We start from the raw sequence: 24147 nt of genomic DNA on the forward strand, positions 1-24147 counted from the left end.
CGGCTGACGGGCCGATATGGCGGGTTCTCAGTGGAACTCGTGCACCAGCTCGATCTTCCCGACGATCTGGGCGTTGAACTCGTCGAGTTCCTCGGCCGGGATCCACAGTTCGAGGATCGTCTCGCCGCCCGCCTGCCGGACCGGGTAGCGGCTCAGGAAGCCGGAGTCGACCTCGAACCGGGTGACGAAGCCGGCGCCGTCGTGCTTGACGTTCCAGTCCCGGGCGATCCTGACGGCGTAGTCCTCGTTGAGGACCGGGTAGAAGATCGGCTGCTCGGGGAGCCGGGGCGGCCAGGCGCGCCAGTCGAGCTCCGCACCAGGTCCAGTTCCTTCGGGCCGATGGGACGCCACAGGGTCGTCGTCGCTCGCTCGCCGGACTGCATGGGCACCATCAAATCACCCGAGGCGTTAGGTTGTTGACCGTCGGAGTGGTTGCTTATTGAACCACCTACTCTTCAGGGAGACGTCCATGTCCGGTGACGCGCTCAGCCAGGATCCCGCCGAGCTGCAGAGGAGGATCGACAGCAGCAAGGCGCACCCGGCGCGGGTCTACGACGTCTTCCTCGGAGGCAAGGACCACTACCCGGCCGACCGGGACGCGGCCGCCGCCGCGCTCTTTGCCAATCCGCGCGGGTACCTCGACGTCCGGCACAACCGCGACTTCCTGCGCCGCGCGGTCACCACGCTGGTGGAGCAGGACGGCATACGGCAGTTCCTCGACATCGGCACGGGGCTGCCGACCGCCGAGAACGTGCATCAGATCGCACAGCGCGTCGCCCCCGAGTCGCGGGTCGTGTACGTCGACAACGACCCGGTCGTGCTCGCGCATGCGCGGGCCCTGCTGACCAGTGGGCCCGAGGGGCGTACGGACTACCTCGACGCCGATCTGCGGGACCCGGCCCGCATCCTCGAACAGGCCGCCAAGACACTGGACTTCGACCAGCCCGTCGCGCTGTGCCTGGTCGCGATCCTGCACTTCGTCGAGGACGGGGAGGCGTATCCGCTGGTGCGCGAGCTGCTCGACGCGCTGCCCGTCGGCAGCCGGCTGGTGCTCAGCCATCTCACCGAGGACCTCAACCCCGAGAACATCCGCGCTGTCCAGCGGACGTACACCGAGCGGGGGTTCACCTTCGTGCTGCGGTCCCGGGCGGAGGTCGAGCGGTTCTTCACGGAGAACTTCCTGGAGATCGCCGACCCGGGCGTCGTCCCGGCGCACCGCTGGCGTCCCGACCACGCGGCCCCCGTCCCCGAGCAGCCGGAGGAGTCCTTCCTCGCGGGCCTCGACGACATCGAGAGGGTCCGCTACCGCGACATCAACGACGTCACGGACGCGGACATCAACGTGTACGCGGGGATCGGGGCCAAGGGCTGAGCCATGAGCGTCCCTGGGGGGTTCAGTCCCACCAGAAGTGCCAGGTCCGCTGATCGACGACCTGGCGCTCGGCGTAGGCCCGCAGGGTGGGGTCGGTGCTCTGCAGGATGTTGTCCGGGCAGAACGCGAAGTGCTCGGCGGCCACGGCTTCCGCCTCCGCGAGGGTGGTGGGCGGGGCGGCGACCGACACCAGCAGATGGTCGAAGCCGAGGGCCACGACCCGTATGCCGAAGCGGTCCTCCCAGGAGCGCAGCACCGCGCTGACGCGGGCCGTGTCGCCCTCGTGGTTCGCCGGGCCCGTCCAGCCGATCGCCGCCGGGATGTCGGCGCTGCGGCGGGCCGGGACCAGCGCGAGGCGGGGGTCCTTCAGCGGACCGCCGTCCGCGAGCAGCGAGTCCGCGATGTCCGTGGCGACCGCGTCCGGGTCCTGGCCCCGAGCGGCCGGCGTGGCCGGCCCGGGCCATGCGTCGCCCTCCGCTGCGCAGTCCTCCCAGTACTCCGCCAGCACCTCCTCGGCGTCATGATCGCCGGGGTAGGACACCTCACCGGGCATCAACTCCCAGATGTCCGGCCCGCCATGCCCATCGCCTGTGTCGAGCACGACCGGCAGCAGCCCGACCCGCCGCGTCGGCTCCAGCGCCGTCCAGTCACCCGGCACGGCCCGCTCCCGCGCGCACCACAGCAACGGCTCGTGCCAGGGGCCCTCGTCGGTGGTGTCGAGCAGGGTCCCGGCGGGGAGTTCGAGCCCCAGCGCGCGGCCGCTCGGGTCTGCCGCCAGTGTCGGGAGCGGGTTCGGAAGTGTCGCCATGGTGCGACTGTAAAACCGGCCACTGACAACGAGATATCAGCGGACCACGGCTGACCTCTTTGTTCGCTCGACGGGCTGGAGGCACTGGACGGCGCGAACAGTACGGCTCAGCGCTGAGACCGGGGAGGGGAAGGAGACGGTGACCTGTCAGACGCGGGCCTCGATGCATTCGCGGCTGCCTCCCGTCGCCGGGCGGAAGCAGGCCCGGACGGTCGCGCCGCGTCTCGCCTCGGTCATGGGTGTGTAGACGTAGGACTGGGCGGCGATGCCGTCCGTGATCTCCGCGCTCTGCGGGCGGCCGGTGCTTTCGCCGGCCGTGTCCAGCTCCAGGCGGTCGCCGATGCGGGTGCTCCACATCCTCGCCCAGCCCGCCCCGCACTCGGCGCTGTAGCGCAGTTCGAGGTGGGCTCCGGTGGACGTGCGGTGCGAGGCGAGGGTGAGGGGGTGCGTGCCGCACTTCATGGGCATCGGGTCCTGGCCCTCGCAGGTGGCTTCCCGGCAGCGGGGTGCCGGGGCGGAGGCAGGCGGTGCGGAGGGGCGGCCGTCGCCGGTGTGGCCCGCGAGGAGGACCAGGGCGACCGAGAGGCCGCCGGCCGCGATCGCGCAGACCGAGGCGAGGATCGCCATGACCGTGCCCCTGCCGCCGGCGGGATGCCCGTGGGCGTCGGTGTCCGGGGGGTCCGCAGGCACGGGCGCGTCCGTGGGCCGCGCCGCCGCCCGGCCGCTCCACTCCGACTCCGCTAGCTCCCACAGCGCCAGGCAGCGGTCCTCCGGCTCACCGGCGAGGCCGCACAGCTCCCGCACCGCTCGGCTGGGCGGGAGGGACTTGCCGTTGAGATAGCGCTCCCAGGACGACTTGCTGAAGGTGGTCTTCGTCGAGAGGGCCGCCAGGCTCAGGCCCGTGCCGGTTCTCAAGTCCCTCAGTGCGGCGGCCAGTCGGGCGCGTTCCGGCGGCAGCGAGTGCTGCGAGGGCCGCGTCATTCCCGTAGGGCCTTCCAGGTGTGCGGGCCGATGATGCCGTCCACGACCAGGCCGGAACGCTTCTGCAGGTCCTTGACCGCGCGTTGCGTGTGCGGTCCGAAGATGCCGTCCACGGCCCCCGGCGAGAGGCCCGCGTCACGCAGCAGGCACTGCGCCTCGGCCACCTCCGGTCCGGCGTGGCCCTTCGCCAGGATGGCCTTCTGGGTGCGGCTGTTGCCCGCGTACCAGCGGCCGTCGATCCGCTCCGCCCGGCAGGTGTAGGTGGGGCGCTCGCGTTCCGGCTGCTTCGGCGACCCCGGTGCCCGCGTGGCCGTGGACGCCGTGAGCGGGGTCGCGGCCGCCTTGCCCTCGCCGTCCGTGAGCCGTACGGCCAGCAGGACCGTGGCGGCGACGGCCAGCACCAGGGCCACCGACCCGGCGATCAGGGTGATGCGCAGCGCCCGGCCGTGCGGGCGGGGTGTGCCGGTGCCGGGCCCGGCCGGTGGTCTGCGGTGCTCGGCCCCCGACCCCCATGCCTCGGCGGCGACCTCGTGCAGCGCGAGCAGCCGGGTCGGATCGTCACCGCCGAGCCGGGCCATCGCCTCGACGGCCTCCCTCGGCGGGAGCGACCGGCCGGCGAGGTAGCGCTCCCACGACGACGCGCTGTAGCCCGTCTTCGCCGCGAGCCGGCGCAGGCTCAGTCCGCTGTAATCCTTGGCCCGGCGTAATCGCACCACCAACTGCCGCACACGCGGGTCCAGTTCTTCGGGCAGCCCTTTCCAACGCGACATGATCCCCCCACTCGCGTTCGCGGACCGTGGTCAGCGGTCCCGTTACCGCCGCATTCTGCATCAGCATCCACGCGGTGCCCCATACATCGGTTCCGATCCCCCTGCCGCCCCCTACCGATTCGGCCACCGCCCGCCGCGAGCGTCCCGCCGTACCGTCCCGGCGGGTGATGTCCGGGCAGGTCAGGGCGTGGGACGTCCCGTGAGTGCGTCACTTCCGGGGTGAGTCTGGTGGGGCCGGGCTCCCGGCCCGCAGTCTCGTTGTCGAGCCGGCCGGTGTGGTCGGCCCACCACGAAGGGGGCAGACAAGATGCGTATGACCAGGAAGCTCGCCGTCATGGCCGGGGGGATCGCGCTGACCGGTGGTCTGCTGGCCGGCAACGCGGGTACGGCCGGTGCGGCGGAGGCCTCGCCGCAGGCGGCGTCGGACTGTCCGTCGGGCTGGTTCTGCGTGTGGGCCGGGCAGAACTACACCGGGCGCATGCAGAAGGTCGCCGGGACCAACAACGACCTGACCCAGTACGCCGTGTTCCAGAGCTTCAAGTCCTGGTACAACCACGGCGCGTCCTGCGACTTCAAGTGGTTCTCGGCGAAGAACCACGGCGGGTCCAGCGGGGTCATCTCGAGGGGATACAAGACGACCGACAGCGCGAGCCACTACATGAAGTCCAACACGTGGGTCAACTGCCGCTGACCGGCGGGTCTCCTTAACGCCCGAGGGCGGCACTCAACGGGGGAGTGCCGCCCTCGGCCTGTTGTCGGGGGCCGGGCTCAGAGCCGCTCGGGCGTCCGGATGCCCAGCAGGGCCATGCCCTGGTGGAGGGTGCGGGCCGTGACGTCGCAGAGGAACAGGCGGTTCTCCACCTGCTCCGGTGTCTCGGCCTTCAGCACCGGGCACTTGTCGTAGAACGACGTGTACAGCGACGCCAGCTGGTACAGGTACGCGGCCAGCTTGTGCGGGGCGTACTCCGCGGCGGCTTCGAAGACCGTGTCGCCGAACGCGTCCAGGTGCAGACCGAGCGCCCGCTCCGCGGCGTGCAGTTCCAGCTCCGGGTGCGCGACCGGCTTCGTCTCGCCCGCCTTGCGCAGGATCGACTGGATCCGGGCGTACGCGTACTGGAGGTAGACGGACGTGTCGCCGTTCAGCGAGACCATCTGGTCCAGGTCGAACTTGTAGTCCCGGCTCGGCGACGTCGACAGGTCCGCGTACTTCACCGCGCCGATGCCGACCTGCGCGGCCCGCTCCTGGATCTCGTCCTCGGTGAGGTCCCGCGCCTTCTCCCGCACGACCTCGGCGGCCCGCTGCACCGCCTCGTCCAGCAGGTCCTCAAGACGTACGGTCTCGCCCTCACGCGTCTTGAACGGCTTGCCGTCCGCGCCGAGCACCGTGCCGTAGCCCATGTTGTGCGCGGTGACGCCGTCGCTCAGCCAGCCGGCCCGGCGAGCCGTCTCGAAGACCATCTTGAAGTGCAGCGACTGACGGACGTCCACGACGTACAGCAGGGACGAGGCGTGCAGGTCCTGGACCCGGTTGCGGATCGCCGTCAGGTCGGAGGCCGCGTAGCCGAAGCCGCCGTCGGCCTTCTGCACGATCAGCGGGACCGGCTGGTCGTCCTTGCCGCGGATCTCGTCGAAGAACACCACGAGCGCGCCCTCGGAGCGCACCGCGACACCCGTCTCCTCCAGGAGGCGGGCGGTCTCGGGCATGCCCTCGTTGTAGGCGGACTCTCCGACGATCTCCTCGTCGCGGATCTCCATGTCGAGCTTCTCGAAGACGGAGTAGAAGTAGACCTTCGACTCGTCCACGAACTGCTGCCACAGCTCGAGCGTCTCCTTGTCACCGGACTGCAGGGCGACGACCCGCTTGCGGGCCCGCTCCTTGAACTCCTCGTCCGCATCGAAGAGCGCACGCGACGCCTTGTACACCCGGTTCAGGTTGCTCATCGCCTGCTCGCCGTCGACGTCGGCCGCGGGGGCCAGCTCGCCGGGGTTCTCGAACAGGTACTGGATGAGCATGCCGAACTGGGTGCCCCAGTCGCCGATGTGGTGCCGGCCGATCGTCTGCTCGCCGGTGAAGTCGAGCATGCCGCGCAGGGCGTCGCCGATGACCGCCGACCGCAGGTGGCCGACGTGCATCTCCTTCGCCACGTTCGGCTGGGCGTAGTCGACGACCGTGATGCCCGCGTTCTCCTTCAGCGGCACCCCGAGACGCTCGCCGTCCGCGTGCCGCGCGGCGAGGTTCTCGGTGATCGCCCGGTCGGCGATCGTGATGTTGAGGAAGCCGGGGCCGGAGACCTCGACGTCCTTGATCACGTCACCGGTGACGATGTTGCCGACGACCTCCGTCGCCAGTTCCCGGGGGTTCGACTTGGCCTTCTTGGCGAGGGCCAGGATCCCGTTGGCCTGGAAGTCGGCCCGGTCGCTTCGTCGCAGCAGCGGGTCGGCGTCGGCCTCCGGCCGGGTGGCCGACAGGGCGTTCGCGAGACGCTGCTGGACTTGATCGGTGAGCGACGTGACCGAGGTCATGGGATGGATGCCGTTCTCCTCGTGGGAATCGATAGACACGCTCAGTATCCCACGGGGGGTAAAGCCGTTTTCCCGGGCGGGATGCCGTCTGGGAGAATGGGCACCGGCCGTTGACCGTACGGCTGCCCTGGAGAAAGAAGGACGTGCCGATCGTGGCTCAGAGCACCGAGACCACCGACTGGGTCTCCCGTTTCGCGGATGAGGTCATCGAGGAGTCGGAGCGTCGGGCCCCGGGCAAACCCGTCGTCGTCGCGTCCGGGCTGTCACCGTCCGGCCCCATCCACCTCGGGAACCTGCGCGAGGTCATGACCCCGCACCTCGTCGCCGACGAGATCCGCCGCCGGGGGCACGAGGTGCGCCACCTGATCTCCTGGGACGACTACGACCGGTACCGCAAGGTCCCGGCCGGAATCGCCGGCGTCGACGAGTCGTGGGCCGAGCACATCGGCAAGCCCCTGACCTCCGTCCCGGCGCCGCAGGGCTCCTCGCATCCGAACTGGGCCGAGCACTTCAAGGCCGCGATGGTCGAGTCGCTGGCCGAGCTGGGCGTGGAGTTCGACGGGATCAGCCAGACCGCGCAGTACACCTCCGGCGTGTACCGCGAGCAGATCCTGCACGCCATCAAGCACCGCGGCGACATCGACGCGATCCTCGGCCAGTACCGGACGAAGAAGGCCCCGGCCAAGAAGCAGGGGCAGAAGCCGGTCGACGAGGCCGAGCTGGAGGCCGCCGAGGGCTCCGGCGCGGCCGGTGAGGACGACGGCAGCTCCACCGCCGCCGGCTACTTCCCGTACAAGCCGTACTGCGGCAACTGCGAGAAGGACCTCACCAGCGTCACGTCCTACGACGACGACTCCACCGAGCTGACGTACGCCTGCACCGCGTGCGGCTTCTCGGAGACGGTCCGGCTGAACGAGTTCAACCGCGGCAAGCTGGTCTGGAAGGTCGACTGGCCGATGCGCTGGGCCTACGAGGGCGTCGTCTTCGAGCCGAGTGGTGTCGACCATTCGTCGCCCGGGTCGTCGTTCCAGGTCGGCGGGCAGATCGTCGGGATCTTCGGCGGGAAGCAGCCCATCGGGCCGATGTACGCGTTCGTGGGCATCAGCGGCATGGCGAAGATGTCGTCCTCCCGGGGCGGCGTGCCGACCCCGGCGGACGCCCTGAAGATCATGGAACCCCAGCTGCTGCGCTGGCTGTACGCGCGGCGCCGGCCCAACCAGTCCTTCAAGGTCGCCTTCGACCAGGAGATCCAGCGGCTGTACGACGAGTGGGACCGGCTGGACGCCAAGGTCGCCGACGGCAGCGTCCTGCCGGCCGACGCCGCCGCGCACTCGCGTGCGGTGCGTACGGCCGCCGGTGAGCTGCCGCGGACGGTCCGGCCGCTGCCGTACCGGACGCTGGCGTCCGTCGCGGACATCACCGCCGGGCACGCGGACCAGGCGCTGCGCATCCTCAGCGAGCTGGACCCGGAGCAGCCGCTGACCTCGCTCGACGAGGCGCGGCCGCGGTACGACAAGGCCGAGGCCTGGATCAACACGCACGTGCCCGCCGACCAGCGGACGATCGTGCGGGACGAACCCGACGGCGAGCTGCTCAAGTCGCTCGACGAGGCCTCCCGGCAGTCGCTGCGGCTGCTGCTCGACGGGCTCGCCGAGCACTGGTCGCTCGACGGGCTGACGCATCTCGTCTACGGCGTGCCGAAGGTGCGGGCCGGGTTCTCCGCCGACGCGACGCCGAAGGAACTGCCGCCGGAGATCAAGACGGCTCAGCGGTCGTTCTTCGCGCTGCTGTACCACCTCCTGGTCGGGCGTGACACCGGGCCGCGGCTGCCCACGCTGCTGCTGGCGGTGGGGCAGGAGCGGGTCCGGGCGCTGCTCGGGGAGTAATCGCCGTCAAGAAGGAAGGGGCCCTCGTCCGAGGGCCCCTTCTCTGTTGCCTTATGCGATGTGGTCTTCCTCCAGTTCCGCCGTGTGGCGGTTCTGGAAGCGTTCCGCGAGGGACTTCAGCTCGCTCGGGCTCATCGTCGTGCCGTAGGTGGCCTGGATGTTGTCGCCGAGGGCCCGGGGCGTGGGGTAGCTGCCGTCGATCGACTGGCGGAACACCTGGTAGTACGCCTCCTCGTCCGGCTCGGCGGCCGGTGGGGTGCCGCCGCCGTCGCCGAGTTCCCGGGTGCGGTTGGGGCCCACCGGGATGGGGAAGCTGCCGGTGTCTTCCGGGGTCGGCTCCTGCTCGAACCGGGCCTGGTACTGCTCGGCCTCTTGTTGCTCTGCCATCCACTGGGCGTACTGCTCGGGGCTGTAGGCCGGGTCGTAGCCGCCCTGGTATTCGACCTCGCGCTGGGTGTTGAACCACGGGCTCTGGTCTGGTTCGGGTACGTCGTCCATGTACTCGGCGTGGGGGCTGCTGTCGAGCTCCAAGCGCTGCTCGCTGTGCCGTGCCGCTCTCTGTGGGTCGGCTTCCAGCGCTGAATGCTGCTGCTGCGGCGGCGGCGGGATCAAGGCCGGCTCAATGCCCGCTGCCGCCAGCCCCGCCGGGGCTGTCTCCGCGAGAGGGACGCCGTAGCGCGCCAGCCTCAGCGGCATCAGGGACTCCACCGGAGCCTTGCGGCGCCAGCTCCGGCCGTAGCGGGAGCGCAGGCGGGCCTGGTAGACGAGACGTTCCTGCTCCAGCTTGATGACCTGTTCGTAGGAGCGGAGCTCCCAGAGCTTCATGCGGCGCCAGAGGAGGAACGTGGGCACGGGGGAGAGCAGCCAGCGGGTGAGGCGGACGCCCTCCATGTGCTTGTCGGCCGTGATGTCGGCGATCCGGCCGATCGCGTGGCGGGCCGCCTCGACCGAGACCACGAAGAGGATCGGGATCACTCCGTGCATGCCGACGCCGAGCGGATCCGGCCAGGCGGCCGCGCCGTTGAAGGCGATCGTCGCCGCGGTCAGGAGCCAGGCCGTCTGGCGGAGCAGGGGGAAGGGGATCCTGATCCAGGTGAGGAGCAGGTCCAGGGCCAGCAGGACGCAGATGCCCGCGTCGATGCCGATCGGGAAGACGTAGGAGAAGTTCCCGAAGCCCTTCTTCAGGGCCAACTCGCGGACCGCCGCGTACGAACCGGCGAAGCCGATACCGGCGATGATCACAGCGCCGGCCACGACCACGCCGATGAGTACGCGGTGCGTCCGAGTCAGTTGTGGCGCGGCCACCCGTCTTCCCCTCCCCTTGCGTGTTGTTGCGCGCAACAGGGTGGCACATGTGTGCGGAGGACGGGTGGCCGGTTCCGGTCGGTGGTGTTCAGCTCTTCTTCGCGGGCGTCTTAGAGGGCGACGCGGAGGAGTCCTTCGAAGGCGTCTTCGAGGGCGCCTTGGACGGGGACTTCGACGCCGGCTTCGACGGTTCGCCGCTCGCCTTGCCGCCGCCCGCGCCGTTCGCGTCGGACACCGCGGCCACCGCCTCCTTGGCGGCCTTCTTCGCGTCCTTCGCCATCTCGTCGGCGCTCGGGGACTTGTCGCCCGCCAGGCCGGCGCCGTTGTAGTCGAGCGTGACGACGACGTTCTCGACGCGTGCCACGATCGTCTGCTGCTTGAAGGTGCCTTCCTTCTTCTTCAGGTCGTAGCGCACGGCCGTCGCCTGATCGCCCGTGCCGGGCACCGGCTCCGACTTGACGCCCTTGGCGCCCTCCGCGGCCTGGGCGTCCTGGACCTGCTTCTCGTAGTACTGCTGGGCCAGCTTGTCGCCCGAGCCGCGGGTGGTGTCCGACTCGAAGCGCAGCATCGACACGTTCAGCCAGCGGAACTGCGAGCCCTTCACGCCGTTGTTGTCGAGGCTGTTCCAGGAGCAGCTGCCGCGCGTGGAGATATCATCCGACTTGCCCTCCTTGCCGGACTTGCTCTGCGGAACGAGCTCCTTCAGCGTCTTCTTCGACAGTGCCTTGCAGGACTCCGGAAGCTTGTCGTACGCCGCCGCCTCGACGGTCGGAGACGGGCTCGCGGACGCCGAGGCAGCCGCGTTCGCGGCCTTGTCCGTGCTGTCGCCGGAGCCGGAGTCCGAGGAGCAGCCGGCGGCGACCAGCATCACGGGGACGGCGGCCGCGCAGACAAGGACGCGGTTGAGTCGCTTCGCTCGCTGATCCTGCTGGTCTCGCTGTGCTCGTCGCTGCATGGTTCCTTCACTCATGACGCTCGTGGTTCCCTGCGGTCGGAACGGGGCCGAGTGGTCACCGTACGCGGTGCGGCGGAGGTGTGGCCTTCCTTCGCGTGCTTTGCGGGTGTGCGTGAAGGGGGCGTGAAGGGGCCTCAGCCGCTCAGCGAATCGGCCAGCTGGGAGGCCAGTTTCTGGGCCCTGTCCTGCAATTCCTTGCTGTCCGGGACGACGCCGACGGTGGCGGGCTGTTCGGTGTACTCGATGGTCACGATGACATTGGACGTGCGGAACGCCACAGTCACCGTCCGCGGCTTGGCCGTCGAACCGGAGCTGCTCAGCTCGTCGTCGATGAAGGCCTCGTCGCCGAAATCCTCCAGCACACGGGGCTGGAGTGCCGTCGGGGTGGCGGAGGGGGACGTCGAAGGCGACGAGGAGCCGGAGGGAGAGGAGGGGGAGGAGGTCGAGCCGGGGGAACCGCTCGGGGCGGCGGAGGCGCCGCCGGCCGGTGTGCTGCCCGCGGCGGGGGACTCCGTGGCGGCCGACTCGGTGGCCGTCGGCTCGGGGAGGTGCGCCGCGGCCTCCCGCTCCGCGAAGAGCTGCTCGGCCTGGCTGTCGTCGCTGACGGCGTTGTCGTAGGAGACGACCCGTTCGAAGTCGATGAGCAGATGGTCGGTGGCCTGTGTGCCGTCGACCTTCCACTGGCAGCCGACCTTGCGGTCGGTGTCGAACGTGGCCGTCGGCTCGCCCTCGTAGGCCTTCTCGCGCTGCTCGCCGTCGGTGATCTGCCGGATGCCGGGCAGGAGTTCGTCGAGTGTGCTCTGGCCGACCGCGGTGCAGGGCTCGGGGAGCGTGCGGTAGCGGCCCGGCTCGGCGGCGGGCGAAGCGGTGCCGGTGTCACCGGGGTTGGAGTCGTCCGTCGGGCCGCCGTCGCCCGAACTGCCGGTGCAGCCGGCCAGCAGGGCCGCGAGGAGCGCGGCGATACCGGGTGCGTACGCCTTCCGTTGCACGTGGGGGCTCCTCTCGGGGCGGATATTGGCTTGCCGTCGCGAGGCAGCCGATGAACACAATGTGTATCGCACGCACTGCCGTGAACGCCGGTCCGGATTCCCTTTCGTAGACCTTGGCTCCGGTATTTGCTGTTGAGGACTTCTGTTTGCCTACGGGGGATTGAGGGCGTTATGTCGTATGTAGAGATACCTGGTGCGAAGGTACCGATCCGGATGTGGGCCGACCCCGCCTCGGTCGAGGAGGGCGCGCTCCAGCAGCTCCGGAACGTCGCCACGCTGCCGTGGATCAAGGGCCTGGCCGTCATGCCCGACGTGCACTACGGCAAGGGCGCGACGGTCGGCTCGGTCATCGCGATGCGGGGTGCGGTGTGCCCGGCGGCGGTGGGGGTCGACATCGGCTGCGGAATGTCGGCGGTGAAGACGTCCCTGACGGCGAACGACCTGCCCGGGGATCTGTCGCGGCTGCGGTCGCGGGTCGAGCAGGTGATTCCGGTGGGGCGGGGGATGCATGCCGACGCCGTCGACCCGGGGCGGCTGCACGGGTTCGGTACGGCCGGGTGGGACGACTTCTGGGGGCGGTTCGACGGGGTTGCGGAGGCGGTCAAGTTCCGTCAGGAACGGGCAACCAAGCAGATGGGAACGCTCGGCGGCGGAAACCACTTTGTCGAAATCTGCACTGATACGACCGGATCTGTCTGGCTGATGCTGCATTCCGGTTCCCGGAACATCGGCAAGGAACTGGCCGAGCACCACATCGGCATCGCCCAGAAGCTCCCGCACAACCAGGGCCTGGTCGACCGCGACCTCGCCGTCTTCGTCGCGGACACCCCGCAGATGGCGGCGTACCGCAACGACCTGTTCTGGGCGCAGGAGTACGCGAAGTACAACCGCTCGATCATGATGGCGCTCCTCAAGGACGTGGTCCGCAAGGAGTTCAAGAAGGCCAAGCCGGTCTTCGAGCCGGAGATCAGCGCGCACCACAACTACGTGGCCGAGGAGCGCTACGACGGGATGGACCTGCTCGTGACCCGCAAGGGCGCGATCCGGGCCGGCTCCGGCGAGTACGGGATCATCCCCGGCTCCATGGGCACGGGTTCGTACATCGTGAAGGGACTCGGCAACGACAAGTCCTTCAACTCGGCCTCGCACGGCGCGGGCCGGCGCATGAGCCGCAACGCGGCCAAGCGCCGGTTCTCGACGAAGGACCTGGAGGAGCAGACCCGGGGCGTGGAGTGCCGCAAGGACTCCGGCGTCGTGGACGAGATCCCGGGCGCCTACAAGCCCATCGAGCAGGTCATCGACCAGCAGCGGGACCTGGTGGAGGTCGTGGCGAAGCTGAAGCAGGTCGTCTGTGTGAAGGGCTGAGGCGCCGAGGGTTGCTTCACCTGATTCTTGTGAGGATGCCCCGGGCGTTCACGCGTGGGAGGGGCTGTCGTGTCGGTGGTGTAGGAGGCCGGGGACGCCGGGCATGCCCGGTGGACGTTCCGGCTGCGTGTGTCGGGCACCGCCGAGCGTGCGCTGCTGGCGAACCTACGCCTGCACCGCGTGCGGAACCGTCTCGCCCAGAGACAAGAACTCCGCCCACGTGATGCTGGCCCGGGCTGGTCTCAACCCGGCTGGTGCTGATGGCGCAAGACCCGGCGGGACGCTGTTCCGCCGGGCAGCCTGAGCCAGGAATCCCCCGCGTTTATGAGGGGGAGGAATCAAAGCTCCCGGTGGACCTTCGTGTTCGAGGCCTGGGCGCGGGGGCGGAGGACCAGGAGGTCCACGTTGACGTGGCTGGGGCGGGTGATGGCCCAGGTGATGGTGTCGGCGACGTCGTCGGCCGTGAGGGGCTCGGCGACGCCCTCGTAGACCTTCTCGGCCTTCGCGGTGTCGCCGGAGAAGCGGGTCAGGGCGAACTCGTCCGTCTTGACCATGCCGGGGGCGATCTCGATGACGCGGACCGGCCGGCCGACGATCTCCAGGCGCAGGGTCTCGGCGAGGACATGGGCGCCGTGCTTGGCGGCGACATAGCCCCCGCCGCCCTCGTAGGTGCCGTGGCCCGCGGTGGAGGAGACGACCACGACCGTGCCGTCGCCGCTCGCGTCCAGCTTGGGCAGCAGGGCCTGGGTGAGGTGGAGCGTGCCGATGACGTTCGTCTCGTACATCTGGCGCCAGTCGGCCGGGTCGCCGGTCGCGACCGGGTCGGCGCCGAGCGCGCCGCCCGCGTTGTTGACCAGGACGCCGATCGTCTTGAAGGCCGTGGCGAACTCGTCGACCGCCGCGCGGTCGGTGACGTCGAGGGCGTAGGCCGTGGCCTGGTGGCCCGCCTTGCTGATCTCCTCCGCCAGCGCCTCGATGCGGTCCTTGCGGCGCGCGGTGAGGACGACGCGGTAGCCCGCCGCGGCGAGCCGCCGGGCCGTGGCGGCGCCGATTCCGCTGCTCGCACCGGTGACGACGGCGATGCGGGAGGCTGCGGACGGGGCGGCGGTGGCCATGGGAGCTCCTCGGGCGTGGGTGCGGTGTGCGGGGGCCGGCAAGGCCCTCAGGGCTTCCGGCCAGGATAGGCGGGGCCCGCGGTGGGAGAATGAGGGCGGGTGGTTCCCCGGTTTTCTGGGTTTTCCTGGAGGTGGATCATGGGCGAGGCACGTGAGGTCATGGACCGGCTCACGGACGCGATCACCACGCACGCCGATCTGAAGGTCATCGGCGAGCTGTACGCCGAGGACGCGGTCGCCTTCACCCCTGACGAGGGTGAGCTGCGCGGGCGCGACAGCATCGTCGAGTACTGGCGGACGATGACGGAGGCGGTTCCCGAGGGGGCGTTCCAGCCGTTGCACTCCTACGAGGTCGGCGACACGGCTATCGACGAGGGGGTCTTCAGCGGACGCAACACCGGGCCGCTGGAGCTGCCCAACGGTGAGACGCTCCCGCCGACGCAGAAGGAGATCAGGATCCGCGGGGTGGACATCGCCACCGTGCGGGACGGGCGGATCGTCGACTACCGGCTGTACTTCGACGAGATGGATTTCCTGGGGCAGCTGGGGTTGCTGCCGCCCGACGAGCCGTTCTGAGCCGGGCCGAAGGGGCCGGTCAGTCACCTCGCGGGGCGTACATGATGACCGCCATGCCCGCGAGGCAGATCAGCGCGCCCGCGATGTCCCAGCGGTCCGGGCGGTAGCCGTCCGCGACCACGCCCCAGAGGATCGAACCGGCGACGAAGATCCCGCCGTACGCGGCGAGCACGCGGCCGAAGTGGGCGTCGGGCTGGAACGTCGCGACGAAGCCGTAGGCGCCGAGCGCGAGGACGCCGCCGGCCGCCCACAGCCAGCCCCGGTTCTCGCGCACGCCCTGCCAGACCAGCCATGCGCCGCCGATCTCGAACAGGGCGGCGACGACGAAGAGGGCGGCGGAGCGGAGCACGAACATGGCGGTCAGCTTCGCATGCCCCCTCGCCCGGCCTGAGTCTCCGCCGCGTAGGCCGTGGGCGGCACCCCCACGGTCGTCGTGAAGTCCCGTACGAGGTGGGCCTGGTCGGCGTAGCCGAGGTCGGCGGCGAGGCCGGCCCAGTCGACGTCGCTGCGGTGGCCGGCCTGTTCCAGGGCCTCGTGGATGCGGTAGCGGAGGATGACCCACTTGGGGCTGACGCCGACCCGGGTCGAGAAGAGCCGTTGCAGTGCCCGTACCGACAGGCCCCGCTCCTCGGCGAGGTCGCCGACGCGGCGCACGGTGCGGTCCGCGCGGATGCGTTCGACGAGGTCGATCGCGAGGTCCGCCTGCGGGTCCGGGGCGCAGGGCAGGGAGAGCAGGAAGCCGTCGAGGGCGGCGACCCGGGCGCGGTCGTCGGCGGGGGTGACGACCGTGCGGGCGGTGTCGGTGGTGACCTGCGGAAACACCTCCTGGGCGGGCAGCGCGCGGCCCGTCCACCGGGAGACCGGTGTCCCGGGGGTGTACGGCCGGAAGCCGCCGGGGCGGAACTTCGCTCCGCAGACCCGGCCGCGTCCGGTCAGCTTCCTGGTGTAGAGGCCGAGCGCGACGCCGGTGACCTCGCCGTAGGGCGGGCTCTCGTCCTCGTCCCACTGGAACGTGAGGTTGACGGACGGATGCGGGACGACGTGGGAGGCGTAGGGCGCGGGCAGGTCCCAGTCGATGAGCCAGTACCACTCGACGTACCGGCGCAGCGGCTCGGCGGGCTCGTGGCGGCGGAATCGCACGTGGTTCAGCAGCCCGGACGGGTCGACGATCCCGCGGGTGTCGTGGCGGGGTGCCTCCATGGCCGGATCGTACGTCGCGTTTCTTCAAGATGGGCGGTCGTGGCCGTCCCTACGGTCGGGGCATGGACACGAACCCTGTGAGGACGTACCGCATCGGTGAGCTGCTGGGCATGGCGCGGGAGCGGGCGGTGCCGGTGGTGCGGGGCATTCCCGACGCGACGCTCGCCGCGCCCACGCCCTGTGCCGAGTACGACGTGCGGGCGCTGGTCGATCACCTCCTCCAGGTGATCGTGCAGTTCCAGCGGCTGGCCGCGAAGGAGGCGTCGGACTTCGGTGAGAAGCCCGACCCGGTCGCCGGGAGCCACGGGTGGCGTGAGCGGCTCGCCCAGGAGTCGGAGCGGCTGGTGGCGGCCTGGTCGGCGCCGGGTGCGGAGGAGGGCACGACGGGCGGGATGAACATGCCGGCGCGGCTGGTCGGCTCGATGGCGCTGCTCGATCTGACGGTGCATGTGTGGGATCTGGCGCGGGCGACGGGCCAGGAGTACCCGGGTGCCGACGAGGCGGTCGTGGCGGAGCTGTCCGGCGCGGTGGACGAGCTGGCGCCGACGGCCCGGAAGATGGGGGTGTTCGGGGAGCCCGTGCCGGTGGCGGAGGGCGCGTCGGCCTGGGAGCGGCTGCTCGGGCGGACCGGCAGGGACCCCCAGTGGAATGCCCCCGCGCCCGCTGTCGTTCCCCCAGGTACGGTTGAAGGGTAAACAATCTGGAGGGTGAGCGACCATGCAGTTCGGGATCTTCAGTGTCGGCGACGTCACGCCCGACCCGACCACGGGCCGGACACCGACCGAGCGCGAGCGGATCAAGGCCATGGTCGCCATCGCGCTCAAGGCCGAGGAGGCCGGGCTCGACGTCTTCGCGACCGGCGAGCACCACAATCCGCCCTTCGTGCCCTCCTCCCCGACCACGATGCTCGGCTACATCGCCGCCCGCACCGAGCGGCTGGTCCTCTCCACGGCCACCACCCTCATCACCACCAGCGACCCGGTGAAGATCGCCGAGGACTTCGCGATGCTCCAGCACCTGGCCGACGGCCGGGTGGATCTGATGCTGGGCCGCGGGAACACCGCGCCGGTGTACCCCTGGTTCGGGCAGGACATCCGGCAGGGCATCCCGCTCGCCGTTGAGAACTACGCCCTGCTGCACCGCCTGTGGCGCGAGGAGGGCGTCGACTGGGAGGGGAAGTTCCGTACGCCCCTGGAGGGCTTCACGGCGACGCCCCGGCCGCTGGACGGCGTACCGCCGTTCGTCTGGCACGGGTCGATCCGCTCGCCGGAGATCGCCGAGCAGGCCGCGTTCTACGGCGACGGCTTCTTCCACAACAACATCTTCTGGCCGGCCGACCACACCAAGCGCATGGTCGAGCTGTACCGGGCCCGGTACGCCCACTACGGGCACGGCACGCCCGAGCAGGCGATCGTCGGGCTCGGCGGGCATGTGTTCATGCGGCGGAACTCGCAGGACGCCGTGCGCGAGTTCCGGCCGTACTTCGACGTCGCCCCGGTGTACGGGCACGGCCCGTCGCTGGAGGACTTCACGGAGCAGACGCCGCTGACCGTCGGCACCCCGCAGCAGGTCATCGAGAAGACGCTGGCATTCCGGGAGTACGCGGGCGACTACCAGCGCCAGCTGTTCCTGGTCGACCACGCCGGGCTGCCGCTGAAGACCGTGCTGGAGCAGATCGACCTGCTGGGCGAGGAGGTCGTACCGGTGCTGCGCAAGGAGTTCGCCGTGGGCCGCCCGGCGGACGTGCCCGACGCGCCGACGCACGCGGCCCGGCTCGCCCGGGCCCGGGCGTGAGGGGACGGCAGGCCCCCGGCCGGTGGTTGTGTGCTCCCTGGTGAGAGGGGAGTAAGAAGGACGCTCCGGCGCAGCGCATCCGGTCCCGGGGAGCCGGTCGCCAGGCACACTGGACGCGTGCCCCACACCGTGCTGCTCGCCGAAGACGACCGCGCCATCCGCAACGCCCTGGAGCGCGCCCTGACCCTGGAGGGCTACCAGGTCATGGCGGTCGCCGACGGTGTCGAGGCACTGGCGCAGGCCCACCGCAACCGCCCGGACGTGCTCGTCCTGGACGTGATGATGCCCGGCATCGACGGGCTCCAGGTGTGCCGGGTGCTGCGCGCCGAGGGCGACCGGACGCCGGTCCTGATGCTGACGGCCCTCGTGGAGACCGCCGACCGGATCGCCGGGCTGGACGCGGGCGCCGACGACTACGTGGTGAAGCCCTTCGACGTGGAGGAGGTCTTCGCGCGGCTGCGCGCGCTGCTGCGCCGCACCAGCCCGGTGGGGGTGGGCGACCCCCTCGGCGGCGTAGCGGCCGGGGGCGGAACCGCCGGTGCCGCGCCCGCGGGTGCCGCGCCCGTGCCCGAGGCGCCCAGGCGGCAGCTCCCCGAGCGGTTCATCGAGGCCGCCGGCATCCGCATGGACCCGCAGGCGCGCCGGGCCTGGCGGGGCGCGCGCGAGCTGGAGCTGACCCGCACCGAGTTCGAGCTGCTGGAGCTGCTGGTCCGCAACACCGGCATCGTCCTCGACCACTCGACGATCTACGACCGAATCTGGGGCTACGACTTCGGCCCCGGCTCGAAGAACCTCGCCGTCTACGTCGGCTATCTGCGCCGCAAGCTCGACGATCCGGACGGGCCGCAGCTGATCCACACGGTGCGGGGCGTGGGTTACGTGCTGCGGGAGGACTGAGTGGGCCGCCTCCGCCGGATGCTGAGCGGGCGGCGGCCGAAGCTGGTCTCGCTGCGCACGACGTTCGCGGTGTCGTTCGCGGCGGTGACCGCGGCCGTGACGATCCTGGTAGGCATCCTGTCCTACAGCGCGGCCGCCCGGCTGGTGCGGGTGGACCAGCAGACGGTGTTCGACGAGGTCGTGCAGGACCTGCGGGACGAGGTGCGGGAGAACCGGATGACGCCGGAGGACTTCTCCTCCGCCGCGCCCGGCCACGACCTCGTGCGGCCCGCCCGCACCGATGTGCAGGTGCTCGGCCCGGACGGCCATGTCGTCGACGCGGGCAGTCCGGGACTGCCGGTGACCGGGGCCGATGTGCGGATCGCCGCCGCGTCCCTGTCCGGGCGGGTGGTCGAGCACAAGGACGTCGACGTGGGCAACGACGTGTACCGCGTCGCGACCGTCTCCCTCGGCGGCGGGCGGGGCGCGGTGCAGGTCGCGCAGGAGTTCAGCGACGTCGAGGATCTGCTGCGGGCGCTCCAGCGGCGGACGCTGCTGCTGATGGCGGCCGTCGTGATCGCCGCCGGACTGTTCGGCTGGTGGCTCGCCCGGCGCATCACACGGCGCCTGGTCGTCCTGACCGACGCCGCCGAGGATGTCGCCCGGACCCGCCGTCTCGGCATCCAGGTGCCGGTCGCCGGTCATGACGAGGTGGGACGGCTGGGCCGGGCCTTCGACCGCATGCTGGGCCGGCTAGCCCAGTCCGAGGAGGACCAGCGCCGCCTCGTCCAGGACGCGGGCCATGAGCTGCGCACGCCGCTGACCTCGCTGCGCACGAACATCTCGATGCTCCGCCGGATCGACGAGCTTCCGCCCGGGACCCGGGAGGAACTGGTCGCCGACCTCGGCCAGGAGGCCCGCGAGCTGACCGACCTGGTCAACGAACTCGTCGATCTCGCGGCCGGGCAGTCGGACACCGAGCCGCCCCGGCGGGTGGACGTCGCCGACCTCGCGGAGGAGGTGGCGGGCCTGGCCCGGCGCCGCAGCGGCCGGGAGATCACGCTCCGCGCGAGCGGCGACACCACGACCGACGGACGGCCCGGGATGCTGACCCGGGCGCTGTCCAACCTCGTCGAGAACGCCGTGAAGTTCGACCAGCGCGGCACGACCCCCATCGAGATCGTCGTCGCCGGGCCCGCCAGGCCCGGCACGATCCGGGTCGAGGTCCTCGACCGGGGCCCCGGCATCACCGACCACGACCTCGCCCGTGTCTTCGACCGCTTCTACCGTGCCGCCGACGCCCGCTCCCTGCCGGGCTCGGGCCTCGGCCTGTCCATCGTCCGCGAGGTGGCCCTCGCGCACGGGGGAGCGCCGTTCGCGGTCCGGCGGGACGGAGGCGGGACGGTGATCGGGTTCACGGTGGGCGGGTTCCCGGTCGATGACGGGCGACCGGCACACTGAGTCACCGCGGGGCGCGACAGAGCCGGTACCGCCCGCCGTGCGTGAGCCGCACCCCGGGCGTCCCCGAGAACAGCTCGTGCCCCTGGTCGTGGTCACCGGCCTCGGCGGCCTCCTGGTGGGCCTCGGCGCTGGTCCACTCCGTGTACAGCAGCACCCGGCTGCCGTCGACGCTGTGCAGGAAGTGGGCCGAGATCGCCCCGGGATGGCCGCCCTCCCGGGGCTGGGCCGCGATCACCGCGTCGGTGAACGACCGCTGCCGCTCGGGCCCGTCGACGTCGAACGCGGCGGTGATCAGACAGCCCGGGACGCGGGTCTCCCGCTCCTCGGCCAGGCTGCGGTAGAGGCGATAGCGGGGCGGGCCGACGGGCGGAACCCCGGCGTCGTCGTCCCACCGCGCGAGCGTCAGCACGGTCTCCCCGTCCGTGCTCAGGAACCAGCTGACGGCGGCGGGGCCGACGGGCGATGGCTCCAGTAACGCCGACTCCTCCTCTACGAGTGCCCGTTGCCGGTCGGGGCCGTCGGCATACCGGGTGCCGATCACCCATGTGCCGGGGGCGGACAGGTCGGGGAAGAGTGCTGGGGGCACGGACGGAACTCCTTCACGCGTACGGAGGACGGAAGCGGAACCGTGATCGTGCCCGTGGACACCGGGGAGCGGTCAACTGCTTTTCGCCGGCGCCCTACACCGCCAGCCACACCGCCCGGTCCGGCCCCAGCCGGCCGTTCTCCAGCGGGCCGCTGGACAGGAGGAGCCGGGAGTGGCCGGGCAGCTCGTACGGCTCCGACGAGAGGTTGACGACGCAGACGAAGCCCGGGTCCCGGGTGAAGGCCAGCACCCCGTCCGGTGTGTCCAGCCAGGTCATCGAGCCGTCGCCGAGGGCGGGATGGTCGCGCCGGGCGCGCAGCGCCGCTCGGTAGAGCTCCAGCATGGACGCCGGGTCGCCGCTCTGGCTCTCGACGGTGTGCTCGGCCCAGCGGGCGGGCTGGGGCAGCCAGGGCCCGGCCGTGGCGCCGTCGGGGCTGAAGCCGTAGGGAGCCGTGCGCCCGGACCAGGGGATCGGGACGCGGCAGCCGTCACGGCCCCGGTCGGTGTGGCCGGAGCGCTCCCAGGTCGGGTCCTGGAGGAGGTCCTCGGGCAGGTCCTCGACCTCGGGCAGGCCGAGTTCCTCGCCCTGGTAGACGTAGGCGCCGCCGGGCAGGGCGAGCATCAGCAGGGCGGCGGCCCGGGCCCGCCGGGTGCCGAGCTCGAGGTCCAGGGGGCCTTCCGGGCGGTAACTCTCGTTCGCCACCCAGCGCTTGGCGGTACGGCGGCCGTAGCGGCTCGGGTGGCGGGTCACGTCGTGGTTGGAGAGGACCCAGGTGGCCGGTGCGCCGACCGCGCCGAGCATGGCGAGGGAGTCGTCGATGACCGCGCGCAGGTCCTTCGGGTCCCAGCTCGACATCAGGAAGTCGAAGTTGAAGGCGGTGTGCAGGCCGTCCCGGCGGACGTACGCCGCCAGCCGCTCCGGTGTGTCCGCCCAGGCCTCGGCGACGAAGGAGCGGTCGCCGGGGAACTCGTCGGCGACCCTGCGCCAGGAGCGGTATATCTCGTGGACCTCGTCGCGGTCCCAGTGCGGGTGGTCCATGTGCCGCGAGGGCGACCCGGCGTCCGGGTCCCGGCGGGGCGGCAGGTCGGGCAGCTCCGGGTGCTTGATCAGGCCGTGGGCGACATCGATACGGAACCCGTCGACGCCCCGGCCGAACCAGAACCGCAGGATCGACTCGAACTCGGCCCGCACCTCGGGATGCTGCCAGTTCAGGTCCGGCTGCTCGGGTGCGAACAGGTGCAGATACCACTCCCCGTCGGGCAGCCGGGTCCAGGCCGGGCCGCCGAAGCAGGACACCCAGTCGTTCGGCGGTTCCGTACCGTCGGCTCCGCGCCCGGGCCGGAAGACGTAGCGCTCGCGTTCCGCGCTGCCCGGCCCGGAGGCCAGGGCCGCCTGGAACCAGGCGTGCCGGTCGGAGGTGTGGTTGGGCACGATGTCGGGGATCACCCGGATCCCGTGCGCGTGCGCTTCCTCGATGAACCGCTCGGCGTCGGCCAGGGTGCCGAACAGCGGGTCGATGGCGCGGAAGTCGGCGACGTCGTAGCCGTGGTCGGCCATGGGCGACTTGTACCAGGGGTTGATCCAGACGGCGTCCACGCCGAGGGACTTCAGATAGGGCAGGCGGGAGCGCAGGCCGGCGATGTCGCCGACGCCGTCACCGTTCCCGTCGGCGAAGCTGCGGATGTAGACCTGGTAGATGACGGCACTGCGCCACCAGGGGGCGGTGGGGGACACGAGAGCTCCTTCTGATGGGGGCGGGTCTACTTCGCGGCGCCGGCGGTGAGCCCGGCGACGATACGGCGCTGGAAGAGCAGCACCATGACCACCAGCGGGACCGTGACGAGGACACCGGCGGCCATCTGGCTGCCGAACGGCGTCTCGTAGGTCGTGGCGCCGGTGAACTTGGAGATGGCGACGGTCGCGGTCTGCATGCCGGGCTTGTTGGTCATCGACAGGGCGATGAGGAACTCGTTCCAGGCGCAGATGAAGGTGATGATCGCGGTGGTGAAGATGCCCGGGGCGGCGAGCGGCACGATGACCCTGCGGAAGGCCTGGCCGCGGGTGCAGCCGTCGACCATCGCCGCGTGCTCCAGTTCGTCCGGCATCTGCCGGAAGAACGTGGTCAGGTTCCACACCGCCAGCGGCAGGGCGAAGGACATGCTGGGCACGATCATCGACTGGTAGGTGTTGATCCACCCGATGTCCGTGAACAGCTTCAGCAACGGCACCACGATCGAGACGACCGGGAACATCGAGGTGGCGATGATCAGCGTGAGGATCAGCCGCTTGAAGCGGAACTCAAGCCTGGCCATCGCGTAGGCGGTGAACGTGGCGAGCAGCAGCGCCGCAGCGGTCGTGATCCCGGCGACGACCAGGCTGTTGAGCAGCGCGCGCCCGAACCCCTGCGTGGGGTCGAACACGGCCCGGTAGTTCTCGAAGGACAGCGGGGCCGGGACGAGCGAGGTGTCGAAGATGTCCTCGGTGCGGCGGAGGCTGGAGACCAGCATCCAGTAGAACGGGGCCAGACAGTAGGCCACCACCGCGGCGATCCCCAGATACGGCAGCCACTGCCGCCACTTGGCCGTGAGCGTCATGCCGCCACCTCCGTACGACGGCGCCTTCTCCTGCTGTCGCCCCCGACGAGGTCGGCGCCGAGCAGCCGCACGAAGGCGAGCGCGATCAGGAAGACGTAGAGGAAGAGGATCACCGCGTAGGCGGAGGCGGGCCCGAAGCGGACGTTGGCCGCCTCGTTCTGCGCGAGCATCGACAGCGTCTCCACCGAGTGCTTCTGCGCGCCGACGAGGATGTAGGGCAGGTCGAACATCCGCAGCGCGTCCATGCAGCGGAACAGCACCGCCACCAGCAGCGCGGGCTTCACCAACGGCAGGGTGATGTGCCAGAACTGTCGCACCGGCCGGGCCCCGTCCATACGGGCCGCCTCGTATACCTCCTTCGGGATCACCTGGAGTCCGGCCAGCACCAGCAGCCCGATGAAGGGCGCGGTCTTCCACACCTCGGCGACGATGACGGCGACCTTGGCGTGGAAGCCCTCGGTGGTCCACAGGATCTGCTGCCCGAGCAGCGCGTTGGCGACGCCGTCGCTGTTGAAGATCCACCTCCACAGCAGTCCGGAGATGGCCGTCGGCACCGCCCAGGGCACCAGGATCCCGGCCCGCACCAGGGCCCGGCCCCGGAACGCCTTGTGCATGATGAGCGCCATGGCCACCCCGACCACCGTCTCCAGACCGACCGTGACGACGGTGAAGAACGTGGTGTTCCAGAAGGCGTTCCAGAACCGCGCCCCGGCCTCGCCGAAGATCTCCGCGTAGTTCTGGAGCCCGACGAACGGCTCGGTGTCGCTGATGAACCCGGTCTTCGGGTCCAGCTCCTTCGGCCCGTACAGCGACTCCTTCAGCGCCATGAGCGTCGGGTAGAGCACGACGATCGTCAGGACCAGCAGCGTCGGCGAGACCAGCAGCGCGGCCAGCCGCCCGGAACCGGCGGTCGCCCGGCCCGGCTTCGGGACCCGCCGGGGTTCCGTACGGACATCGGGCTCCGCCGGAGTCCCGGTCATGACCCCGGCC

The 24147-nt window shown here is 70.9% G+C and carries 23 protein-coding genes and 2 pseudogenes; 10 read left to right on the forward strand and 15 right to left on the reverse strand.

The features are described 5' to 3' along the window. Positions 1-27: 27 nt before the first annotated feature. A pseudogene (locus ACFT32_RS14455) lies at positions 28-383 on the reverse strand (hypothetical protein). 86 nt (positions 384-469) lie between these two features. Here ACFT32_RS14455 and ACFT32_RS14460 point away from each other — a divergent pair. Beyond that, entirely contained in the window at positions 470-1372 is a 903-nt protein-coding gene (locus ACFT32_RS14460) for an SAM-dependent methyltransferase (RefSeq protein WP_382488957.1), read from the forward strand. Positions 1373-1394: 22 nt separating this feature from the next. On the opposite strand, the gene ACFT32_RS14465 is transcribed toward ACFT32_RS14460, so the two are convergent. The 3 genes from ACFT32_RS14465 to ACFT32_RS14475 all read right to left on the reverse strand — a co-directional run bounded on the left by ACFT32_RS14465 (position 1395) and on the right by ACFT32_RS14475 (position 3931). Next, the gene (locus ACFT32_RS14465; protein WP_382488958.1) at positions 1395-2180 is read right to left on the reverse strand and encodes a DUF4253 domain-containing protein; all 786 of its coding nucleotides are present in this window, start codon (positions 2178-2180) and stop codon (positions 1395-1397) included. A gap of 147 nt (positions 2181-2327) precedes the next feature. Beyond that, on the reverse strand, positions 2328-3161 hold the full coding sequence (locus ACFT32_RS14470; protein ID WP_382488960.1) for a DUF2690 domain-containing protein: 834 nt from the start codon (positions 3159-3161) through the stop codon (positions 2328-2330). After that, entirely contained in the window at positions 3158-3931 is a 774-nt protein-coding gene (locus tag ACFT32_RS14475) for a peptidoglycan-binding protein (RefSeq protein ID WP_382488962.1), read from the reverse strand. The genes ACFT32_RS14470 and ACFT32_RS14475 overlap by 4 nt, the downstream gene beginning before the upstream one ends. Positions 3932-4238: 307 nt before the next feature. On the opposite strand from ACFT32_RS14475, the gene ACFT32_RS14480 reads away from it, so the two are divergent. Further along, complete coding sequence (locus ACFT32_RS14480; RefSeq protein ID WP_382488964.1) at positions 4239-4622, forward strand: peptidase inhibitor family I36 protein; 384 nt, start codon at positions 4239-4241, stop codon at positions 4620-4622. A gap of 77 nt (positions 4623-4699) precedes the next feature. On the opposite strand, the gene argS is transcribed toward ACFT32_RS14480, so the two are convergent. After that, complete coding sequence (argS, locus tag ACFT32_RS14485) at positions 4700-6454, reverse strand: arginine--tRNA ligase (protein ID WP_382490645.1); 1755 nt, start codon at positions 6452-6454, stop codon at positions 4700-4702. 143 nt (positions 6455-6597) lie between these two features. Here argS and lysS point away from each other — a divergent pair, with 143 nt between their 5' ends. After that, a complete protein-coding gene (lysS, locus tag ACFT32_RS14490) occupies positions 6598-8340 on the forward strand; it encodes a lysine--tRNA ligase (RefSeq protein WP_382488966.1) in 1743 nt (580 codons plus the stop codon). A gap of 51 nt (positions 8341-8391) precedes the next feature. Here the strand turns inward: lysS and ACFT32_RS14495 are convergent, their stop codons facing one another. The 3 genes from ACFT32_RS14495 to ACFT32_RS14505 all read right to left on the reverse strand — a co-directional run bounded on the left by ACFT32_RS14495 (position 8392) and on the right by ACFT32_RS14505 (position 11589). Continuing rightward, on the reverse strand, positions 8392-9645 hold the full coding sequence (locus ACFT32_RS14495) for a DUF2637 domain-containing protein (protein ID WP_382488967.1): 1254 nt from the start codon (positions 9643-9645) through the stop codon (positions 8392-8394). Between the two features lie 88 nt (positions 9646-9733). Beyond that, on the reverse strand, positions 9734-10615 hold the full coding sequence (locus ACFT32_RS14500) for a DUF3558 family protein (protein WP_382488969.1): 882 nt from the start codon (positions 10613-10615) through the stop codon (positions 9734-9736). 119 nt (positions 10616-10734) lie between these two features. Next, the gene (locus ACFT32_RS14505; RefSeq protein ID WP_382488971.1) at positions 10735-11589 is read right to left on the reverse strand and encodes a DUF3558 domain-containing protein; all 855 of its coding nucleotides are present in this window, start codon (positions 11587-11589) and stop codon (positions 10735-10737) included. 171 nt (positions 11590-11760) lie between these two features. Between ACFT32_RS14505 and ACFT32_RS14510 the strand changes: the two genes are divergently transcribed. Next, positions 11761-12954: an RtcB family protein gene (locus ACFT32_RS14510; RefSeq protein WP_382488972.1), complete on the forward strand. Its 1194-nt coding sequence runs from the start codon at positions 11761-11763 to the stop codon at positions 12952-12954. A gap of 160 nt (positions 12955-13114) precedes the next feature. Then, positions 13115-13258: pseudogene (locus ACFT32_RS14515) on the forward strand (RNA-guided endonuclease TnpB family protein); the annotation flags it as partial. Between the two features lie 34 nt (positions 13259-13292). Here the strand turns inward: ACFT32_RS14515 and ACFT32_RS14520 are convergent. After that, complete coding sequence (locus tag ACFT32_RS14520; protein ID WP_382488974.1) at positions 13293-14069, reverse strand: SDR family NAD(P)-dependent oxidoreductase; 777 nt, start codon at positions 14067-14069, stop codon at positions 13293-13295. Positions 14070-14207: 138 nt separating this feature from the next. Between ACFT32_RS14520 and ACFT32_RS14525 the strand changes: the two genes are divergently transcribed. Then, positions 14208-14645, forward strand: coding sequence for an ester cyclase (locus ACFT32_RS14525; RefSeq protein ID WP_382488975.1), 438 nt, complete (start codon positions 14208-14210; stop codon positions 14643-14645). A gap of 19 nt (positions 14646-14664) precedes the next feature. On the opposite strand, the gene ACFT32_RS14530 is transcribed toward ACFT32_RS14525, so the two are convergent. Together ACFT32_RS14530 and ACFT32_RS14535 are read right to left on the reverse strand one after the other, a co-directional pair. Beyond that, a complete protein-coding gene (locus tag ACFT32_RS14530; RefSeq protein WP_215119737.1) occupies positions 14665-15000 on the reverse strand; it encodes a YnfA family protein in 336 nt (111 codons plus the stop codon). A 5-nt stretch (positions 15001-15005) separates the two neighbouring features. Next, complete coding sequence (locus ACFT32_RS14535; protein ID WP_382488977.1) at positions 15006-15845, reverse strand: DUF6597 domain-containing transcriptional factor; 840 nt, start codon at positions 15843-15845, stop codon at positions 15006-15008. A gap of 62 nt (positions 15846-15907) precedes the next feature. On the opposite strand from ACFT32_RS14535, the gene ACFT32_RS14540 reads away from it, so the two are divergent. The 4 genes from ACFT32_RS14540 to ACFT32_RS14555 all read left to right on the forward strand — a co-directional run bounded on the left by ACFT32_RS14540 (position 15908) and on the right by ACFT32_RS14555 (position 19976). Then, positions 15908-16540: a TIGR03086 family metal-binding protein gene (locus ACFT32_RS14540; RefSeq protein ID WP_382488979.1), complete on the forward strand. Its 633-nt coding sequence runs from the start codon at positions 15908-15910 to the stop codon at positions 16538-16540. Positions 16541-16562: 22 nt separating this feature from the next. After that, complete coding sequence (locus tag ACFT32_RS14545) at positions 16563-17639, forward strand: LLM class flavin-dependent oxidoreductase (protein ID WP_382488981.1); 1077 nt, start codon at positions 16563-16565, stop codon at positions 17637-17639. A 117-nt stretch (positions 17640-17756) separates the two neighbouring features. Then, positions 17757-18536 (forward strand): response regulator transcription factor, encoded by a 780-nt coding sequence (locus ACFT32_RS14550; protein ID WP_382488982.1) that lies wholly within the window; start codon positions 17757-17759, stop codon positions 18534-18536. A gap of 18 nt (positions 18537-18554) precedes the next feature. Next, positions 18555-19976 carry an ATP-binding protein gene (locus tag ACFT32_RS14555; RefSeq protein WP_382490648.1) on the forward strand — a complete coding sequence of 474 codons (1422 nt, stop codon included), beginning with the start codon at positions 18555-18557 and terminating at the stop codon, positions 19974-19976. A gap of 1 nt (position 19977) precedes the next feature. On the opposite strand, the gene ACFT32_RS14560 is transcribed toward ACFT32_RS14555, so the two are convergent. The 4 genes from ACFT32_RS14560 to ACFT32_RS14575 all read right to left on the reverse strand — a co-directional run bounded on the left by ACFT32_RS14560 (position 19978) and on the right by ACFT32_RS14575 (position 24137). After that, on the reverse strand, positions 19978-20562 hold the full coding sequence (locus ACFT32_RS14560) for an antibiotic biosynthesis monooxygenase (protein WP_382488984.1): 585 nt from the start codon (positions 20560-20562) through the stop codon (positions 19978-19980). A gap of 94 nt (positions 20563-20656) precedes the next feature. Beyond that, the gene (locus ACFT32_RS14565) at positions 20657-22297 is read right to left on the reverse strand and encodes a glycoside hydrolase family 13 protein (protein ID WP_382488986.1); all 1641 of its coding nucleotides are present in this window, start codon (positions 22295-22297) and stop codon (positions 20657-20659) included. Positions 22298-22323: 26 nt separating this feature from the next. Continuing rightward, positions 22324-23157 (reverse strand): carbohydrate ABC transporter permease, encoded by an 834-nt coding sequence (locus tag ACFT32_RS14570; RefSeq protein WP_382488987.1) that lies wholly within the window; start codon positions 23155-23157, stop codon positions 22324-22326. After that, positions 23154-24137, reverse strand: a complete 984-nt coding sequence (locus ACFT32_RS14575; protein ID WP_382488989.1) for a carbohydrate ABC transporter permease — start codon at positions 24135-24137, stop codon at positions 23154-23156. Before ACFT32_RS14575 ends, ACFT32_RS14570 begins: the two co-directional genes overlap by 4 nt. Positions 24138-24147 lie beyond the last annotated feature (10 nt).

It is taken from the genome of Streptomyces sp. NPDC057002, assembly GCF_042673825.1.
GTDB lineage: Bacteria > Actinomycetota > Actinomycetes > Streptomycetales > Streptomycetaceae > Streptomyces.

Excerpts from the sequence above, each read along its gene's own strand:
- ACFT32_RS14555 (WP_382490648.1), top strand. The coding sequence starts at position 18,555 with ATGCTGAGCGGGCGGCGGCCGAAGCTGGTCTCGCTGCGCACGACGTTC.
- ACFT32_RS14535 (WP_382488977.1), bottom strand. The coding sequence starts at position 15,845 with ATGGAGGCACCCCGCCACGACACCCGCGGGATCGTCGACCCGTCCGGG.
- ACFT32_RS14520 (WP_382488974.1), bottom strand. The coding sequence starts at position 14,069 with ATGGCCACCGCCGCCCCGTCCGCAGCCTCCCGCATCGCCGTCGTCACC.
- ACFT32_RS14570 (WP_382488987.1), bottom strand. The coding sequence starts at position 23,157 with ATGACGCTCACGGCCAAGTGGCGGCAGTGGCTGCCGTATCTGGGGATC.
- ACFT32_RS14575 (WP_382488989.1), bottom strand. The coding sequence starts at position 24,137 with ATGACCGGGACTCCGGCGGAGCCCGATGTCCGTACGGAACCCCGGCGG.
- ACFT32_RS14470 (WP_382488960.1), bottom strand. The coding sequence starts at position 3,161 with ATGACGCGGCCCTCGCAGCACTCGCTGCCGCCGGAACGCGCCCGACTG.
- ACFT32_RS14510 (WP_382488972.1), top strand. The coding sequence starts at position 11,761 with ATGTCGTATGTAGAGATACCTGGTGCGAAGGTACCGATCCGGATGTGG.
- ACFT32_RS14545 (WP_382488981.1), top strand. The coding sequence starts at position 16,563 with ATGCAGTTCGGGATCTTCAGTGTCGGCGACGTCACGCCCGACCCGACC.
- ACFT32_RS14460 (WP_382488957.1), top strand. The coding sequence starts at position 470 with ATGTCCGGTGACGCGCTCAGCCAGGATCCCGCCGAGCTGCAGAGGAGG.
- ACFT32_RS14475 (WP_382488962.1), bottom strand. The coding sequence starts at position 3,931 with ATGTCGCGTTGGAAAGGGCTGCCCGAAGAACTGGACCCGCGTGTGCGG.
- ACFT32_RS14525 (WP_382488975.1), top strand. The coding sequence starts at position 14,208 with ATGGGCGAGGCACGTGAGGTCATGGACCGGCTCACGGACGCGATCACC.
- ACFT32_RS14530 (WP_215119737.1), bottom strand. The coding sequence starts at position 15,000 with ATGTTCGTGCTCCGCTCCGCCGCCCTCTTCGTCGTCGCCGCCCTGTTC.
- ACFT32_RS14500 (WP_382488969.1), bottom strand. The coding sequence starts at position 10,615 with ATGAGTGAAGGAACCATGCAGCGACGAGCACAGCGAGACCAGCAGGAT.
- ACFT32_RS14540 (WP_382488979.1), top strand. The coding sequence starts at position 15,908 with ATGGACACGAACCCTGTGAGGACGTACCGCATCGGTGAGCTGCTGGGC.
- argS (WP_382490645.1), bottom strand. The coding sequence starts at position 6,454 with ATGACCTCGGTCACGTCGCTCACCGATCAAGTCCAGCAGCGTCTCGCG.
- ACFT32_RS14480 (WP_382488964.1), top strand. The coding sequence starts at position 4,239 with ATGCGTATGACCAGGAAGCTCGCCGTCATGGCCGGGGGGATCGCGCTG.
- ACFT32_RS14465 (WP_382488958.1), bottom strand. The coding sequence starts at position 2,180 with ATGGCGACACTTCCGAACCCGCTCCCGACACTGGCGGCAGACCCGAGC.